The 17,881-nt window shown below is 69.3% G+C and carries 16 protein-coding genes; 15 read left to right on the forward strand and 1 reads right to left on the reverse strand.

Features of this window, described 5'->3' with window-relative positions; all coding sequences use genetic code 11:
* The first annotated feature begins 163 nt into the window (after positions 1-163).
* From U8331_RS02100 to U8331_RS02165, 14 genes are all read left to right on the forward strand, one after another.
* Positions 164-514 (forward strand): hypothetical protein, encoded by a 351-nt coding sequence (locus U8331_RS02100; protein WP_481131986.1) that lies wholly within the window; start codon positions 164-166, stop codon positions 512-514.
* A gap of 202 nt (positions 515-716) precedes the next feature.
* Positions 717-2,828, forward strand: a complete 2,112-nt coding sequence (locus U8331_RS02105) for a prolyl oligopeptidase family serine peptidase (RefSeq protein ID WP_481131987.1) — start codon at positions 717-719, stop codon at positions 2,826-2,828.
* Between the two features lie 207 nt (positions 2,829-3,035).
* Entirely contained in the window at positions 3,036-5,174 is a 2,139-nt protein-coding gene (locus U8331_RS02110) for a S9 family peptidase (RefSeq protein WP_481131988.1), read from the forward strand.
* Positions 5,175-5,415: 241 nt separating this feature from the next.
* Positions 5,416-5,817 (forward strand): YbaN family protein, encoded by a 402-nt coding sequence (locus U8331_RS02115; protein ID WP_481131989.1) that lies wholly within the window; start codon positions 5,416-5,418, stop codon positions 5,815-5,817.
* A gap of 37 nt (positions 5,818-5,854) precedes the next feature.
* Positions 5,855-6,244, forward strand: a complete 390-nt coding sequence (gene lptM / locus U8331_RS02120; protein ID WP_481131990.1) for an LPS translocon maturation chaperone LptM — start codon at positions 5,855-5,857, stop codon at positions 6,242-6,244.
* 7 nt (positions 6,245-6,251) lie between these two features.
* Complete coding sequence (dapF, locus tag U8331_RS02125; protein ID WP_481131991.1) at positions 6,252-7,091, forward strand: diaminopimelate epimerase; 840 nt, start codon at positions 6,252-6,254, stop codon at positions 7,089-7,091.
* Positions 7,088-7,759 carry a DUF484 family protein gene (locus U8331_RS02130; RefSeq protein WP_481131992.1) on the forward strand — a complete coding sequence of 224 codons (672 nt, stop codon included), beginning with the start codon at positions 7,088-7,090 and terminating at the stop codon, positions 7,757-7,759. The genes dapF and U8331_RS02130 overlap by 4 nt, the downstream gene beginning before the upstream one ends.
* Before the next feature lie 242 nt (positions 7,760-8,001).
* Positions 8,002-8,826, forward strand: a complete 825-nt coding sequence (xerC, locus tag U8331_RS02135; RefSeq protein ID WP_481132868.1) for a tyrosine recombinase XerC — start codon at positions 8,002-8,004, stop codon at positions 8,824-8,826.
* A 266-nt stretch (positions 8,827-9,092) separates the two neighbouring features.
* Entirely contained in the window at positions 9,093-9,644 is a 552-nt protein-coding gene (gene hslV, locus U8331_RS02140) for an ATP-dependent protease subunit HslV (protein WP_481131993.1), read from the forward strand.
* A gap of 4 nt (positions 9,645-9,648) precedes the next feature.
* Positions 9,649-11,052 (forward strand): ATP-dependent protease ATPase subunit HslU, encoded by a 1,404-nt coding sequence (gene hslU / locus U8331_RS02145; RefSeq protein WP_481131994.1) that lies wholly within the window; start codon positions 9,649-9,651, stop codon positions 11,050-11,052.
* A gap of 107 nt (positions 11,053-11,159) precedes the next feature.
* Positions 11,160-11,930, forward strand: coding sequence for a bifunctional demethylmenaquinone methyltransferase/2-methoxy-6-polyprenyl-1,4-benzoquinol methylase UbiE (ubiE, locus tag U8331_RS02150; protein ID WP_481131995.1), 771 nt, complete (start codon positions 11,160-11,162; stop codon positions 11,928-11,930).
* A gap of 78 nt (positions 11,931-12,008) precedes the next feature.
* The gene (locus U8331_RS02155; RefSeq protein ID WP_481131996.1) at positions 12,009-13,958 is read left to right on the forward strand and encodes a M1 family metallopeptidase; all 1,950 of its coding nucleotides are present in this window, start codon (positions 12,009-12,011) and stop codon (positions 13,956-13,958) included.
* A gap of 257 nt (positions 13,959-14,215) precedes the next feature.
* The gene (locus tag U8331_RS02160; protein WP_481131997.1) at positions 14,216-14,932 is read left to right on the forward strand and encodes a hypothetical protein; all 717 of its coding nucleotides are present in this window, start codon (positions 14,216-14,218) and stop codon (positions 14,930-14,932) included.
* 176 nt (positions 14,933-15,108) lie between these two features.
* On the forward strand, positions 15,109-15,576 hold the full coding sequence (locus U8331_RS02165; RefSeq protein ID WP_481131998.1) for an aminoacyl-tRNA deacylase: 468 nt from the start codon (positions 15,109-15,111) through the stop codon (positions 15,574-15,576).
* Positions 15,577-15,592: 16 nt separating this feature from the next.
* On the opposite strand, the gene U8331_RS02170 is transcribed toward U8331_RS02165, so the two are convergent.
* Positions 15,593-16,525, reverse strand: coding sequence for a carbohydrate kinase family protein (locus tag U8331_RS02170; RefSeq protein ID WP_481131999.1), 933 nt, complete (start codon positions 16,523-16,525; stop codon positions 15,593-15,595).
* Between the two features lie 284 nt (positions 16,526-16,809).
* Here U8331_RS02170 and U8331_RS02175 point away from each other — a divergent pair, with 284 nt between their 5' ends.
* Entirely contained in the window at positions 16,810-17,856 is a 1,047-nt protein-coding gene (locus tag U8331_RS02175; protein ID WP_481132000.1) for a rod shape-determining protein, read from the forward strand.
* Positions 17,857-17,881: the final 25 nt, after the last annotated feature.

Below are 17,881 nucleotides of genomic sequence, written 5' to 3' on the forward strand. Positions count from 1 at the left end.
CGGCGCGGTCGGGGTGTTGTCGGGGGTATGTCGGAGGGGTGTTGTCGGGAGGGGTGGGTGCTGTTGCTTGCTCCGTTGCGCCATTGCGCCGGCCGCACCGAATCGCAGCCCGTGAGATGCCCCGGCGCAATCCTGCCATCCCACTCCTGCAGGGCCACGTCCAATGCGCCGTTCCGAAGCCGCCAGCCCCACCGTTGTCGACGACATCCTGCGCTACGCCCTCGCCATCGGTGCGACCCTCGTCCTGCTGCTCCCCGCCGCGCGAGGCCACCACGAGGCGCTGGGCTGGCTGCCGCTGTGGCTGCTGGGCATGCCGCTGAGCGGCTGGGCCGCGTTGCGCTGGGTCCGGCGCAGCGACGACGCCCACAATGCCCGGGCGGCTGGCGTCCGTCGGGGCCTCGCCGACCGCGCCGGCGTCCAGCGCGGCGCCACTGCCGCGCGGCGTCAGGTCGGGCCACAGGCCCGCCGCCGCGGTTCGCCGCGGACGGCACCGGCGCTGCCCCGCGCGGCCTGAGGTCGCGCCGGCGGGGCCGTTCGTCGTGTGCGCGGCCCCCGCAGGCGAAGCGCGGTTCGGCGACCGTCGCCGGGCACTTCCAGGTCGATGGCATAGCCCCGCCGAGCATCCGTCGGTGGCCGACCCGCATGACTCCGGGCACGTCTGGAGGCGCCCGTCGCTGTGCTAGCTTCGGTGCTTTCGTCCCCATCCCGGAGCGCCCATGTCCACGCTGTCGCAGGCCTGTCAGGCCGCACTGATCACCGGCCTCGCCCTGGCCGCCGGCGCCACCCACGCCCAGGAGGCCGCCGTGTCCGATCCGTATCTGTGGCTTGAAGACGTCGAGGGCGAGCAGGCCCTGGACTGGGTCAAGGCCCGCAATGCCGTCACCGAGCAGGAACTCGCCAGCACGCTGGAGTTCAAACAGCTTGAAACGCAGATCCGCGCGATCCTCGACTCCGAAGCGAAGATCCCCTACGTCTCCAAGATCGGCGACCACTACTACAACTTCTGGAAGGACGCGCAGCACGAGCGCGGCCTCTGGCGCCGGACCACGCTGGAGTCGTACCGCAGCGACAACCCCGAGTGGGAAACCGTTATCGACCTCGACGCCCTCAACAAGGCCGAGGATGAAAACTGGGTCTGGCACGGCGCCGACTGCCTGCCGCCGGAGTACCAGCGCTGCCTGGTCGCGCTGTCGCGCGGCGGCGCGGATGCCGACGTCACCCGCGAGTTCGACCTCGCCGGCAAGCAGTGGGTTGAAGGCGGCTTCTTCCGCGACGAGGCCAAGGGCGGACTGGGCTGGATCGACCGCGACAGCGTCTACGTCTACACCGACTTCGGGCCCGGCTCGATGACCGAGTCCGGCTACCCGCGCATCGTCAAGCGCTGGACCCGCGGCGCCCCGATCGGCGAGGCCGAGGTCGTCTACGAGGGCAAGGCTGATGACATGTACATCGCCGCCATGCACGACCACACGCCGGGCTTTGAACGCGACTTCGTCAGCCGCACGCTGGCGTTCTACAACGACGAGCTGTACCTGGTCGACGATGATGGCGGGCTGCGCAAGATCGACGCGCCCAACTCGGCCAACAAGTCGGTGCACAAGGACTGGCTGGTGCTGGAGCTGCGCGAGGCCTACGAGGCCGGCGGCCGCACGTTCCCGGCCGGCAGCCTAGTCGCCGCGGACTTCGATGCCTTCATGGCCGGCGGCGGCGACTTCACCGTGCTGTTCGAACCAACCGACACCACCTCGCTGGCCGGCGTCACCGCCACCGCCAACCACCTCGTGCTCAACATCCTCGACGACGTCAAGAACGACCTGCAGGTGCTGACCCCGCCGGCTGGTGGCGAAGGCGAGTGGAGCCGCAGCGACTTCACCGGCCAGCCCGAGGGCAGCGTCAGCGTCGGCGCGGTCGACCCCGACCATAGCGACGCGGTCTGGGTGCATGCCGACGACTACCTGAGCCCGGCCACCCTGGCGATCGCCGAGGTCGGCCAGGCGCCGCAGGTGCTCAAGTCGATGCCGGCGTTCTTCGACGCCTCCACCCACGAGGTCGCCCAGCACTTCGCGACCAGCAAGGACGGCACCCGCGTGCCGTACTTCATCGTCAAGCCGAAGGACCTGGAACTCGACGGCAGCACGCCGACCCTGCTGTACGGCTACGGCGGCTTCGAGATCTCGATGACCCCGGGGTACTCGGGCAGCGTCGGCAAGGGCTGGCTGGAGAAGGGTGGCGTGTACGCGGTCGCCAACATCCGCGGCGGCGGCGAGTACGGCCCGCGCTGGCACCAGGCCGCGCTCAAGGCCAACCGTCACAAGGCCTACGAGGACTTCGCCGCGGTCGCGCAGGACCTGGTCGCCCGCGGGATCACCTCGCCGGAAAAGCTCGGCATCCAGGGCGGCAGCAACGGCGGCCTGCTGATGGGCAACATGCTGACCCAGTACCCCGAGCTGTTCGGCGCGATCGTGGTGCAGGTGCCGTTGCTGGACATGCAGCGCTACCACAAGCTGCTGGCCGGCGCGTCGTGGATGGCCGAGTACGGCAACCCGGACAAGCCGGAAGAGTGGGCGTTCATCCAGACCTTCTCGCCGTACCACCTGTACCAGGAGGGCAAGGACTACCCGCCGACGCTGTTCATGACCTCCACCCGCGACGACCGCGTGCACCCCGGCCACGCCCGCAAGATGATGGCGAAGATGCTCGAAGGCGGCGAGGACGTGCGCTACTACGAGAACATCGAGGGTGGTCACGGCGGCTCGGCCAACAACAAGCAGGCCGCGCACATGAGTGCGCTGGCCTATACGTTCCTCTGGAACCAGTTGAACGATTGAGTTTGAAAACGGGCCGGCCATTCGCCGGCCCGTTCCGTATGCGCATTCATGCCCTTGTAGGAGCGACGTGAGTCGCGACCTGTACATCGCCTCCAGCGTTCGGCGGATCGCGACCCACCGGCGACGGCATGCCGCCGCCACTCCTATATCGGAACGGCTCCCGAACCCGAATCCCCGGTTGCACTTCCCACCCCCGGACCCCATCCCATGAAGCCCACCCTGCTGCTGGCCGCACTGATGACCGTCTCCGCCCCGACCCTCGCCCAGGACCTGCCGCCGCCGCCCGATGCCGAGCAGCGCCCGCACACGGTCACCGCGCCGCATGGCGCGCAGCGCCAGGACGAGTACTACTGGCTGCGCGACGACGACCGCAACGACCCGGTGATGCTGGCCTACCTCAACGCCGAGAACGCCTACGCCGACGCCTTCATGGCGCGCCTCAAGCCGCTGGAGGACAGGCTGTACGAGGAGATCGTCGGCCGCATCAAGCAGGACGACAGCTCGGTGCCGTACCGCGAGCGCGACTGGTGGTACTACAGCCGCTTCGAGACCGGCCAGGACTACCCGGTCTATGCGCGCCGCGAGGGTTCGATGGACGCCGCCGAGCAGGTGCTGCTCGACCTCAACGTGATGGCCGACGGCAAGGACTACTTCAGCGTCGGCGACTGGGAAGTCAGCCAGGACAACCGCCTGCTGGCGTGGGCCGAGGACGACGTCGGCCGCCGCCAGTACGTCATCCGGGTCAAGGACATCGCCACCGGCGAGGTGCTGCCCGACGTGATCCGCGGCGTCTCGCCCAACATCGTCTGGGCCGACGACAACCGCACGATCTTCTACGTCGAGAACGACCCGGAAACCCTGCTCACCGTGCGGGTGAAGAAGCACGTGCTCGGCACCCCCGCCAGCGACGACGTGCTGGTCTACGAGGAGCACGACGACAGCTTCTACATGGGCATCGGCCGCACCCGTGACGACAAGTACATCTGCATCGGCGTGGAGAGCACGGTCTCGAGCGAGTCGCGCTGCGCCCCGGCCGCCGACCCGCGCGAGTTCACCGTCCTGGCCCCGCGCGAGCGCGACGTCGAGTACGACGCCGACCACCACGATGGCCGCTGGGTGATCCGCACCAACGCGGACGGCGCGGCCAACTTCAAGCTGATGACCGCGCCGAGCGACGCCAGCTCGCGCGCACAGTGGCAGGAGTGGATCGCGCACGACGAGGAGGTGTTCCTCGACGGATTCGAGCTGTTCGACGGCTTCACCGCCGTGGCCGAGCGCTCCGGCGGACTCGAGCGCATCCGCCTGCTGCGCGGCGAAGCGGGGCAGCCCGGCGCCGCGTCCGAATACGTCAAGGCCGACGAAACCGCCTACTCGATGGGGCTGTCGACCAACTCCGAGCCCGACACCGACTGGCTGCGCTACAGCTACACCTCGCTGACCACGCCGGCGACCACGTACGAGCTCAACACGAAGACCGGCGAGCGCCGCCAGCTCAAGCAGCAGCCGGTGATCGGCTACGACCCGTCGAAGTACACCACCGAGCGGCTGTGGGCGACCGCGCGCGACGGCGTCAAGGTGCCGGTCACGCTGGTCTACCGCAACGGCTTCGAGAAGGACGGCAGCGCGGCGATGCTGCAGTACGCCTACGGCAGCTACGGCAGTTCGACCGACCCCAACTTCAACCTGCCGGTGGTGAGCCTGCTCGACCGCGGCATGGTCTACGCGCTGGCGCACATCCGCGGCGGCCAGGAAATGGGCCGCAAGTGGTACGACGCCGGCAAGCTGCTGAACAAGAAGAACACCTTCACCGACTTCATCGACGTGACGAAGTACCTGGTCGAGCAGGCCTACGCCGCGCCCGACCGCGTCGCCGCGTACGGCGGCAGCGCCGGGGGCCTGCTGATGGGCGCGATCGCGAACATGTCGCCGCGGACCTACGACGTGATCCTGTCGCAGGTGCCGTTCGTCGACGTGGTCACCACCATGCTCGATGCATCGATCCCCCTGACCACCAACGAATACGACGAGTGGGGCAACCCCGAGACCAGCGTCGAGTCCTACGAGTACATGCTGAGCTACTCGCCTTACGACAACCTCTCGAAGCAGGCGTATCCGGCGACCTTCGTCGGCACCGGTCTGTGGGACTCGCAGGTGCAGTACTGGGAGCCGGCCAAGTACGTCGCGCGCCTGCGCGACCTCAACACCGGCAGCGAGCCGGTGCTGTTCCGCACCAACATGGACGCGGGCCACGGCGGCAAGTCCGGACGGTTCCGCCGTTACCGCGAGCTGGCCGAGATGTACGCGTTCATGCTCGACCGCCTCGGCGTGGCGGAGACCGCGCGCTGATGTGATCCGGCCCGGGCCCCGGCCCCGGCCCCGGCCCCGGGCACGGCCCGGGGCTTCCATGCTTCTGTAGGAGCGACGCGAGTCGCGACCCGCCGACACAGCCAACCTTGCCGCGGTCGACGCGCGGCAACAATCGCGCGACCGCGAAGGCGCGTTGACCGCCGGCCGCCGATGGTCAGTGGGTCGCGACTTACGTCGCTCCTACCCTCCAACGGAAGTCCCCTCGGGCGACAATGGCCCGATGCCGGACCCGACCCCCACGCCCCAGCCACCCTCCCGCCTGCGCTGGGCCTGGTGGCTGCTGGCCTGGTCGAGCCTCGGCCTCGGCCTGCTCGGCGTCGTGTTGCCGGGCCTGCCGACCGTTCCGTTCATCCTGCTGTCGGCCTACGCGGCCGCGCGCGGTTCGCAACGGCTGCATGGCTGGCTGCTGCGACACCGCCAGTTCGGACCGATGATCGTCGACTGGCAGCGCCATGGCGCGGTGTCGCGGCGGGCCAAGCGGTTCGCGGCCACGGCGATGGTGGCCTGCGCGCTGGTGCTGTGGTTGACCGCGCCGCGCTGGTGGATGGCGGCGCTGGGCACCGGGGTGATGGCGGTCGTGGCGGCTTGGCTGTGGGCGCGGCCGGAACCGCCGCCGCAGTGAGCTACGCAGCCACGGGCGCCGCCGCTACACTGCGCCGATGAACGCTCGAACCGCATTGCTCCTGCTCGCACTGCCGCTGGCCCTGGCCGGTTGCGGAAACAAGGGACCGCTGGTGATGCCGGAGGCGCCGGTGGAAGAGGATCCCGAGGTGCCGGCCGGTACGGTGCCCGTCGACATCAAGGTCCCGGCGACGATGCCCGCCGAAGAACCGGCAGGCGCCTTGCCCGATCCGACTTCGGTCGATCCGCTGCTCGACGACCCCGCCACCACCGATCCGATGCCCGACGCGGTCGACCCCGCGCCCGATGGCGCAGGGGCCACAGTCGAGCCGGAACCGTCCGCAGTGCCGGCCGATCCGCTCCCGATCGACCCGGCCACGGTACCGGCCAGCCCGGCGGAGGACGGGTCCGCCGACGACGATGGCTGAGTCCGCCATGCCCGGTCCGGCCCTGCGCTTCAGCAAGATGCACGGCGCGGGCAACGATTTCGTCGTGCTCGACCTGCGCGGTGGCGGCACGCCACCCAAGCCCGCACTGTGTCGGGCGCTTGCCGATCGGCATGCCGGCGTCGGCTGCGACCAGATCCTGACGGTGGAGGACGCCCGGGCTCCCGGCTCGGTCGCGGCCTACGGCATCTGGAACGCCGACGGTTCACCGTCGCAACAGTGTGGCAACGGAGCACGCTGCATCGCCGCCTGGCTGGTCCGGGCGGGCGCCACCGGCGAGGACCGGTTCCGGATCGACAGCCCGGTCGGCACGCATGCGGTGCAGCGCCTGGATGACGGCTACCGCATCACCATGGGGGTGCCGGTGTTCGAGCCCGCGCGCATTCCGTTGCATGGCTTCGATGCCGAACGTGATCCGTACGTGCTGGCGATCCGCGGCTCCATCGTCGGATTCGGCGCGGTGTCGATGGGCAACCCGCACGCGGTGGTCGAGGTGGACGATGTCGCCACCGCCGCGGTCGACACCATCGCTCCGCTGCTGCAGGGCCACGGGAGTTTTCCGGAGTCGGTCAACGTCGGCTTCGCCCAGGTCGAATCGCGCGGACGGATCCGCCTGCGCGTGCACGAGCGCGGCGTCGGCGAGACCTTGGCCTGCGGCAGCGGCGCCTGCGCGGCCGCGGTGGTGCTGATGCGGCGCGGCAAGGTCGACCGCGAGGTCACCGTCGCCTTGCCGGGCGGCGAGTTGCGGATCGGCTGGCCGGCCGACGCGGCGCCGGTGACGATGGCCGGGCCGGCCAGTTTCGTGTTCGAAGGAGAGTGGGTGGCATGACTGACACGACCGAGAAACTCGGCGCGCACGAGGTGGCGGCGTGGCTGCGCCGTCATCCGCGTTTCCTGCAGCAGTTCCCCGACCTGTCGCTGACCCTGGTGGTGCCGCGCGACGAGGGTCCGGCGGCATCGCTGGCGAGCTACCAGCTGGAGGTGTTGCGCGACAAGAACCGCGAGCTCAACCGGCGCCTGCACGAGCTGTTCGGCAACGCGCAGGAGAACGAACGGCTGGCGGTGCGGACGCACCAGTTGACGCTGGCGTTGATGCGGCAGGACAGCGCGGCCGACACGTTGCGGGCGATGGCGGCGAGCCTGGCGGAGGATTTCAACGGCGATCGGGTGCGGCTGGTGGTGTTCCGGCCGGTCGAGGGGCTGGAGGACAGCGACTGGCTGCAGGTGGTCGGTGCGGATGACGCCCGGCTGGCGCCGTTCCGCGATTGCCTGGCCGACGGTGAGCCGCTGTGCGGGCGGTTGCAGCCGGAGAAGCACGCGTTCCTCTACGGGGCGCAGGCGGAGCAGGTGCAGTCGACGGCGCTGTTGCCGCTGCCGGGGACGGGGTTGATCGCGGTGGGCAGCAGTGATCCGAACCGGTTTTTCCCGGGGATGGGGACGTTGTTCCTGCGGATGATGGGCGAGGCGCTGGCGACGGCGCTGGGGCGGTTCGGGTAGGCGGCGTTCGGGCTTTTGCCGGAATGGCGATGACGCTCAGGCAAAAAGCGCTGGGGCGTGCCGGCTCCGGCCGGGACGCCGCGTCGGCGTTTGTGTGGTGGGGGCTTCGGGTGGGTCATTTGTGAAGTCGTTCGACATGGCGGGGTCGCGCTGTATTGAGAGGGCAGGGGGACAGCCATTGGAGCCACGGCGTGAACTCGGCGATTGACGACTTTCTTTCGCACCTGGCGGTCGAACGCAGGATGTCGGCGCATACGTTGGATGCGTATCGACGTGATCTCGACGGTCTGGCGCAGTGGGCCTGTGCGCACGGCATCGAGCTTGCGGGCATGCAGCCGGAACAGGTGCGCGGTTTCGTCGCGGCGGAGCATCGGCGGGGGTTGTCGGCCAAGAGCCTGCAGCGGCGGTTGTCTGCGTGCCGGAGCTTCTACGGCTGGCTGCTGAAGCAGGGGCGGGTGGCGGCCAATCCGGCGGTGGGGATCCGTGGGCCGAAGGCGCCGCGCAAGTTGCCGCAGGTGCTGGATCCCGACGAGGCGAAGGTGCTGGTGGAGGTGCCGACCGATGTGCCGTTGGGGTTGCGCGACCGGGCGTTGCTGGAACTTTTCTATTCGTCGGGGCTGCGCTTGTCGGAGCTGTGCGCATTGCGCTGGAGCGACCTGCAGCTGGACGATGGGCTGGTGACGGTGCTCGGCAAGGGCAGCCGGCAGCGCAGCGTGCCGCTGGGCTCGCATGCGCGAAGGGCGCTATCCGAGTGGCGGGCGTCCACCGGTGCGACGGCGGATGCGCCGGTGTTCCCGGGGCGCAACGGGCCGATCACGCCACGGGCGGTGCAGTACCGGTTGCGCCAGCTGGCGCAGCGGCAGGGGCTGTTCAAGCGCGTGCATCCGCACCTGCTGCGGCACAGCTTCGCCAGCCACATCCTCGAGTCTTCCGGTGACCTGCGGGGCGTGCAGGAACTGCTCGGCCATGCCGACATCGCCACGACCCAGATCTACACGCACCTGGATTTTCAGCACCTGGCGAAGGTGTACGACGCCGCGCATCCAAGGGCGAAGCGGAAGGGCTGACCAGCCTCCGGCTTCCGGGCTTGTCACCTTCGCCCGCGAATTATCGTAGGAGGCGACGTGAGTCGCGACCCACTGACAACTACCGGCGCGGCGATGAACGCGAATCTTCGGACGCGCGAGCGGACTCCGCGTTGAGCGACGCGAGGTGAGCGGTCGGCGGGTCGCGACTCACGTCGCTCCTACAGGCGCCGCCTCGGCGTGGGTGAGGCACCCTTGCGAGCCGCATCGGCCATCCCCATCCATGGGGTTCGACCCCGGAGGCCCGCATGGACCCCAGCCACAATCCCCACGTCTTCCACGCCACCACCATCGTGTCGGTGCGCCGCAACGGCCACGTTGCCGTCGCCGGCGATGGCCAGGTGACGCTCGGCCACACGGTGATGAAGGCCAACGCGCGCAAGATCCGCCGGCTCGGCAAGGACGGCCAGGTGATCGCCGGCTTCGCCGGCGCCGCGGCCGACGCGTTCACCCTGTTCGAGCTGTTCGAGGCCAAGCTGTCCAAGCACGGCCAGCTGACCCGCGCCGCGGTCGAGATGGCCAAGGACTGGCGCACCGAGCGCCGGCTCGGGAAGCTCGAAGCGCTGCTCGCGGTCGCCGACAAGGAGACCTCGCTGGTCATCAGCGGCACCGGCGACGTGATCGAGCCCGACGACGGCATCATCGCCATTGGCTCCGGCGGCATGTACGCGCTGTCGGCCGCGCGCGCGCTGATGGCGCACACGGAGCTGGATGCGAAAACCATGGCGACCGAGGCGATCCGCATCGCTGGCGAGGTCTGCATCTACACCAACGGCAACGTCGTCGTCGAAGAGCTCTGATCCCATGCCGAACAAGCCCGATACCTCCAACGCCACCATGACCCCGCGCGAGATCGTGCAGGCGCTCGACACCCACATCGTCGGCCAGCAGGACGCCAAGCGCGCGGTCGCGATCGCGCTGCGCAACCGCTGGCGCCGCAGCCAGCTCGACGACGAGCTGCGCAACGAGGTGATGCCCAAGAACATCCTGATGATCGGTCCGACCGGCGTCGGCAAGACCGAGATCGCGCGCCGGCTGGCGACGCTGGCCAACGCGCCGTTCGTCAAGGTCGAGGCCACCCGTTTCACCGAGGTCGGCTACGTCGGCAAGGACGTCGAGCAGATCATCCGCGACCTCGCCGACACCGCGGTCAAGCTCTACCGCGAGCAGGCCAAGCAGAAGGTCCGCACCCAGGCCGAGGAGCGCGCCGAGGACCGCATCCTCGACGCGCTGCTGCCGCGCCGCGAGCGCCAGCCGACCGGCTTCGGCTTCGGCGCGGGCGATGCGAACACCACCACCGTCGACATCGGCGCCGAGCCATCGTCGCGCGAGTCCGACACCCGCGCCAAGCTGCGCCGCCAGCTGCGCGCCGGCGACCTCGACGACCGCGAGATCGACATCGAGACCGCGGTCAACGTCGGCGTCGACATCATGGCCCCGCCGGGCATGGAGGAGATGGGCCAGCAGCTGCGGCAGATGTTCTCGCAGATCGGCGGCGGCAAGACCCACAAGCGCACCATGACCATCAAGGCCGCGCGCCCGCAGCTGGTCGAGGAAGAGGCCGGCAAGCTGGTCAACGAGGACGACGTGCGCGAGGCCGCGATCGAGGCCTGCGAGCAGCACGGCATCGTCTTCATCGACGAGATCGACAAGGTCGCCAAGCGCGGCGAAAACGTCGGCGGTGGCGATGTCAGCCGCGAAGGCGTGCAGCGCGACCTGCTGCCGCTGGTGGAAGGTTCGACCGTGTCGACCAAGTACGGCTCGGTGAAGACCGACCACATCCTGTTCATTGCATCCGGCGCGTTCCACCTCGCCAAGCCGAGCGACCTGATCCCGGAGCTGCAGGGCCGCTTCCCGATCCGCGTCGAGCTCGGCTCGCTCGACAAGGACGACTTCGTCCGCATCCTGACCGAGCCGAAGGCCGCGCTGACCACCCAGTATGTCGAGCTGCTGAAGACCGAGGGCGTGTCGCTGGCGTTCGCCGACGACGCGATCGAACGCATCGCCGAGATCGCCGCGACCGTCAACGAGCGCCAGGAAAACATCGGCGCCCGCCGCCTGCACACCGTACTCGAACGCCTGCTCGACACCCTCAGCTACGCCGCTCCCGACCGCGGCGGCGAGGCGGTCACGATCGACCGTGCCTACGTCGACGAGCACCTCGGCGAGCTGGTGGAGGATCCGGACCTGAGTCGCTACATCCTGTAGCGGCCGGGTCGCGGCCTTGGCCTCGCGCTCGGCCGCACCGGCCACCCTCACCGACGGCCGCGTCACCTACGCCCGGCGCCACCGCCACCGGTGCGATAATCCGCCGCATGAGCGACCAGACCCCGCACGACCGCGCCCCCACCACCACCCACTTCGGCTTCCGCGACGTCCCCACCGGCGACAAGCAGAAGCTGGTCGGGCAGGTGTTCTCCTCGGTTGCCGGCAGCTACGACCTGATGAACGACCTGATGTCGCTGGGCATCCACCGGGTCTGGAAGCGCTACTTCGTCGCCACCGCGCAGGTGCGCCGGGGTGACCGCGTGCTCGACCTCGCCGGCGGCACCGGCGACATCGCCCTGCTGCTGAACGAGCGGGTCGGCGCCGAAGGCTCGATCGTGCTGGGCGACATCAATGGCGACATGCTGCGGGTCGGTCGCGACCGCATGCTCGACCGCGGCCGCGTCGCCGGCTTCGAGTACGTGCAGATGAACGCCGAGGCGCTGCCGTTCCCGGACGCGAGCTTCGACCTCGTCACCATTGCATTCGGCCTGCGCAACGTCACCGACAAGGACGCCGCGCTGCGCGAGATGCAGCGCGTGCTCAAGGTCGGCGGGCAGGCGCGGGTGCTGGAGTTCTCCGAGGTCACCCAGGAGTGGTTCAAGCCGGTCTACGACTTCCACTCGTTCAAAATCCTGCCGCGGCTCGGCAGGCTGTTCGCGGGCGACGCCGACAGCTACCAGTACCTCGCCGAGAGCATCCGCAAGCACCCGCCGCAGGCCGAACTGAAGGCGATGATGGAGGCGGCCGGCTTCGCGCGCTGCAGCTACCGCAACCTGTCGGCCGGCATCGTCGCGATCCACACCGGCTACAAGGCCTGACGCCGCCAGACACGGCACTTCGCCGCCCCGCGGCGGCGGCGCTACACTCGGCGGCTCACCCGTAACCGTGGGCCCGATATGCGTTCATCGATCCTGACCCTGTGCCTGGTCGGCGCCACCGCGCTGGCCGGCTGCTCGCGCGAGTCCGCGCCGGCCGCCGACACCGCCGCCCCGCCGGAAGGCACCCCGGAGACCACCGAGCCGGTCGCGCACTTCGACCAGCATTCCTACGCCGAGCCGGGCAAGGTCCGCATCGAGGACCTGGCGCTGCAACTGGCGCTCGACTTCGAGCAGAAGCAGCTCGCCGGCAGCGCCACCTACACCCTCGACTGGGTCGACCCCGAAGCGACGCAGCTGGTCCTCGACACCCGCGACCTGACCATCGAAAAGGTCGTCGGCGAGCGCGAGGACGGCAAGTGGGTCGACCTCAAGTACACCCTGGCCGAGCCGCAGCCGCCGCTGGGCAGCAAGCTCACCATCGAGGCGCCGCAGCGCAGCGAGCGCATCCGCGTCAGCTACCACACCGCGCCGGAGGCGTCGGGCCTGCAGTGGCTGACCCCGGCGATGACCGAGGGTGGCGAACAGCCCTTCATGTTCAGCCAGTCGCAGCAGATCCACGCGCGTTCGTGGGTGCCGCTGCAGGACACGCCGCAGGTGCGCTTCACCTACACCGCAAACGTGACCAGCCCCAAGGACGTGATGGTGCTGATGAGCGCCGACAACGATCCCGAGGCCGAGCGTGACGGCGATTACAGCTTCGAGATGCCGCAGCCGATCCCGTCCTACCTGTTGGCGATCGCCGCCGGCGACCTGGTGTTCGAGCCGATCAGCGACCGCAGCGGCGTCTGGGCCGAGCCGGGGATGGTCGAGAAGGCCGCCGAGGAGTTCGCCGACACCGAGAAGATGATCGAGGTCACCGAGCAGCTGTACGGCCCGTACCGCTGGGGCCGCTACGACATGCTCGTGCTGCCGCCGTCGTTCCCGTACGGCGGCATGGAGAACCCGCGCCTGAGCTTCATCACCCCGACCGTGATCGTCGGCGACCAGTCGCTGGTGTCGCTGATCGCGCATGAGCTGGCGCACAGCTGGTCGGGCAACCTGGTCACCTTCGTCACCCCGAACCACGGCTGGCTCAACGAAGGCGTGACCAGCTACGTCGAGAACCGCATCGTCGAGGCGCTGTACGGCAAGGAGCGCGCCGACATGGAGACCGCGATCGCCCGCAACGCGCTGCGCGACACCATCGGCGACATGTCCGACGCCGCACAGTCGCTGGCGATCCGCCCGGGCGTGGAGCCGGCGATCGATGCCGACGGCAGCGAAGTCGCCTACGACAAGGGCGCGTGGTTCCTCGCGTTCCTCGAGCAGCGCTTCGGTCGCGAGGTGTTCGACGCGTTCCTGCGCGGCTACTTCGACCACTTCGCCTTCCAGGGCATCGACAGCCAGACCTTCATCGAATACGCGAAGGAGCACCTGCTGGCCAAGCACCCGGGCAAGGTCACCGAGGCCGAGCTGGAGCAGTGGATCTACGAGCCGGGCATCCCCGACTCGGCGCCGGAAGTCACCTCGCCGCGCTTCGACGCGGTCGATGCCGCGCGCAAGGCCTGGCTGGACGGCGGCGCGCTGCCGGCAGCGTCGGTGACCGAGGCGTGGACCACGCAGGAGTGGGTGCACTTCGTCGAAGGCATGCCGGAGACGCTGTCGGCCGAGCAGCTGGCTACGCTCGATGAGGCGTACGGGTTCACCGGCACCGCCAATGGCGAGATCGCCCAGCGCTGGTACCCGCTGACGGTGCGCAGCGGTTACGACGAAGCCAACGAGGAGCTCGCCGAATTCCTCGAGCGCGTCGGCCGCCGCAAGCTGATCATGCCGACCTACGCCGAACTGGTGAAGACGCCGGAAGGCCTGGCACTGGCCGAGACGGTGCTGGCCGATGCGCGCGCCGGTTACCACCCGATCACCACCGGCTCGGTCGAAGCGGTGATCGCGAAGGCTAAGGGCGAGGAAGCGGCCGCCCAGGCCGACTGATCGCGCCGGCATGCACGACCCTCGCGGCCGCCTCCGGGCGGCCGCGTTGTTTTGCGACCTGCATGCCCGACTCTTCGTCCGTTCCTGTTCTGTAGGAGCGACGTGATTCGCGACCCACTGACCCTTGTTCCCGCTTCGATCGACGCGATGTGCCGGTCGCGCGACCGGGCAGCGCGTTGTGCGCGGCGACACGATTGTCAGTGGGTCGCGAATCACGTCGCTCCTACAATGGGCAGACTGTCGCCGAGGAAATCCCGATGAAGATCCAGGTCACGTTGTTGTCCGCCGTACTGGCACTCGCCGCCTGCCAGCCCGCCGCCGACCCGGAGGCGCAGCGTGCCGAACAGGCCGCCGCCCGCGAACAGGCCGCCGCGGCGATGGCCGCGCAGTTCGACGAGCAGTTCGCGGCCGGCAACTGGCGCCTGGCCAAGGCCCATGGCGACGTGCTGCGGGCCGAGTACCCCGACAGCGAGGCGGCCGCCCGCGTCGAGGCGCAGCACGCCGAGGCGACCGCCAAGGCGAACGAGGAAAGCGAGGCCGCGCGGATGGAGGCGCTGTGGGCCTATCAGACCGAGCGGGTCGGCGCGGAGCAGCAGCTGTCGGCGGCGATCTACGCGAAGGAGAACGTCGAGACCGACGGCGCCACCCCGCGTCCGGTCCGGCTGATCTTCCGCGACCATCCCGAGTGGGGCGACAGCGCCTACCTGACGCTGGAGGCCGGCGACTTCGACTGCTACGGCGGCTGCAAGGTCGGCGTGACTGCCGATGACGGCGAGCCGCGACGGATGGACGCCAGCCGCCCCGACACCGACGAGGCGATCGCGATGTTCATCGAGGACGAGGCGGCGCTGTGGAAGCTCGCCGGCGAGGCGACGGTGCTGTCGATCGAGTTCCCGGTGAAGGCAGGCGGCACCCGCACCGCGGTGTTCGAAACCGGCGGGCTGGAGCCGTCGAAGCTGCCCGACTGGAACTGAGCCGGGCCACGCGGGAGCCTCCCGCACGCTCTTGCAGGAGCGGCTTCAGCCGCGATCGGGAACCGGCGCGGGTGAACGATTACCCGATCGCGGCTGAAGCCGCTCCTACGGTTCCGTCACGTCGCGACACACTCACCGGCGTAGGCTCGAAACTCCCGCCTGCGGAGGCCGCCGACATGCTTGCGCCGCGCCTGCACCACTTCCTCGACGAGCGCCACGTGCCGTACGAGACGCTCACCCACGACCGCACCGTCACCGCGCAGGAAACCGCCAACGCCGCGCAGATCGGCAGTCGCCATTTCGCCAAGACCGTGATGGTCAAGGTCGACGGCACGCTGGCGATGGTGGTGATGCCGGCGGCGTACCGGACCGACCTGGCACGCCTGTCGCGTGCGCTGGACGGCGCAGCCGTCGAGCTGGCCGCCGAGACCGATTTCCGCGACGCGTTCCCCGACTGCGAGCTCGGCGCGATGCCGCCGTTCGGCAATCTCTACGGAATGCCGGTGTACGCCGACATCCGGCTTTCGAGCGAAGAGGAGATCGCGTTCAACGCAGGCACCCATACCGACCTGGTGCGGATGCCCTACGGTGAATTCGAGCGGCTCGCGAATCCGCGGATGCTGCACCTCGCCCAGGTGATGTGAGCGGGCGGCGCGGACATCAGATCGCGTGGCCGAACTGGTCCTTGTACTGCGCGGCGAACGTCGCGTAGTCGAAGCGCTGGTTCTGGGTGCCGGGATGCTCCACCTTCAGTGCGCCCATCAGCGAGGCCATCCGGCCGCTGGTGGCGAGGTCGTCGCCGCGCATCAGGCCGAAGATCAGCCCGGCCCGGTACGCGTCGCCGCAGCCGGTGGGATCGACCACCGCGCGCTCGCGCGCCGGCGGGATCTGGATCGTCGCCTCGCCGGTGTGGACCTCCGAGCCGCGCGGACCGCGGGTGGTGATGTAGGCCTTCACCCGCGAGGCGATCTCGGCCTCGTTCCAGCCGGTGCGTTCCTGCAGCAGGTTCGACTCGTAGTCGTTGACCACCACGTAGTCGGCCTGCTCGATGAAGTGGCGGAACTCCTCGCCATTGAACAGCGGCATCGCCTGGCCCGGGTCGAAGATGAAGGGGATGCCGGCTTCGGCGAACTCGGTCGCGTTCTGCAGCATCGCCTCGCGGCCGTCCGGGGCGACGATGCCGAAGGTGACCCCCTCGACATCGCGCACGTGGTTCTTGTGGCTTTCCATCATCGCGCCGGGGTGGAAGGCGATGATCTGGTTGTTGTCCAGGTCGGTGGTGATGAAGGCCTGGGCGGTGAACAGCTCCGGCAGCTCGCGCACCTGGTCGAGGCGGATGCCCTGCTCGGTGAACCACTCGCGGTAGGGGCCGAAATCCTGGCCGACGGTCGCCATCGGGATCGGGTCGGCGCCCAGCAGCTTGAGGTTGTAGGCGATGTTGCCGGCGCAGCCACCGAACTCGCGGCGCATCTGCGGCACCAGGAACGACACGTTCAGGATGTGCACCTTGTCCGGCAGGATGTGGTTCTTGAACTGGTCCTGGAACACCATGATGGAGTCATAGGCCAGCGAGCCGCAGATCAGGGCAGACATCGGTATTCACACTCCGGGTGGAGCCGGCCGTCGGGGCCGGACACGTGCAGGCGGCGCGGGGATTGCGCGGGAATGCGGCGCCGGACGGCGCGCGGCGCCTAGATTAGCGGTTGGCCCGGGCGGCGGCCAGCGACGGCCCGCGCCGCGGCCGTGTGACGGCGGTCGCGGAGGCGACGGAGACGGGCAGAAGATGCCCGCCCGGGGCCGTTTTTCTGTTGCCGGGCAGGGGGGGGGTTGCTAGGCTAGTCGATCGCTCCGGCTCCCATCCCACGGCCCTTTCGACGATGTTCAAGAAGTTTCGCGGCATGTTCTCCAACGACCTGTCCATCGACCTGGGCACGGCCAACACCCTGATCTATGTCCGCGGACAGGGCATCGTCCTCAATGAGCCGTCGGTGGTGGCGGTGCGCCAGGACCGGCTGATCGGTGGCAACCGCTCGGTCGCGGCGGTCGGCGCGGAGGCCAAGCAGATGCTCGGCCGCACCCCGGGGCACATCACCACGATCCGGCCGATGAAGGACGGCGTCATCGCCGACTTCACCTACACCGAGGAGATGCTCAAGCACTTCATCCGCAAGGTGCACAAGAGCCGTTTCCTGCGGCCGAGCCCGCGGGTGCTGGTGTGCGTGCCGTGCGGCTCGACCCAGGTCGAGCGCCGCGCGATCAAGGAATCGGCCGAGGAGGCCGGTGCCCGCGAGGTCTACCTGATCGAGGAACCGATGGCCGCGGCGATCGGCGCCGGCATGCCGGTGACCGAGGCGCGCGGTTCGATGGTGGTGGACATCGGCGGCGGCACCACCGAGGTCGCGGTGATCGCGCTCAACGGCATTGTCTACTCGGCGTCGGTGCGGATCGGCGGCGATCGTTTCGACGAATCGATCATCGCCTACGTGCGACGCACCTACGGCACGCTGATCGGCGAGGCCACCGCCGAGCGGGTCAAGATGGAGCTGGGCTGCGCCTACCCGCAGGAAGACAACGGCAGCATGGAGGTCACCGGCCGCAACCTCGCCGAGGGCGTGCCGAAGATGATCACCATCACCGCCAACGAGGTGCTCGAGGCGCTGCGCGAGCCGCTGGCCGGCATCGTCACCGCGATCAAACTGGCGTTGGAGCAAACCCCGCCGGAGCTGGGCGCCGACGTCGCCGAGCGCGGCATCGTGCTGACCGGCGGTGGCGCGATGCTGAAGGACGTGGATCGGCTGATCAGCGAGGAGACCGGCCTGCACGTGCAGGTCGCCGACGATCCGCTGACCTGCGTTGCCCGTGGCGGCGGCCGTGCGCTGGAGCTGGTCGACATGCACGGCAACGAATTCTTCGCGCCGGAGTGAGGCGCCGCGAGCCGCTTCTTTTCTC

The sequence above is a fragment of the Lysobacter sp. CC-YZS074 genome (assembly GCF_056739745.1).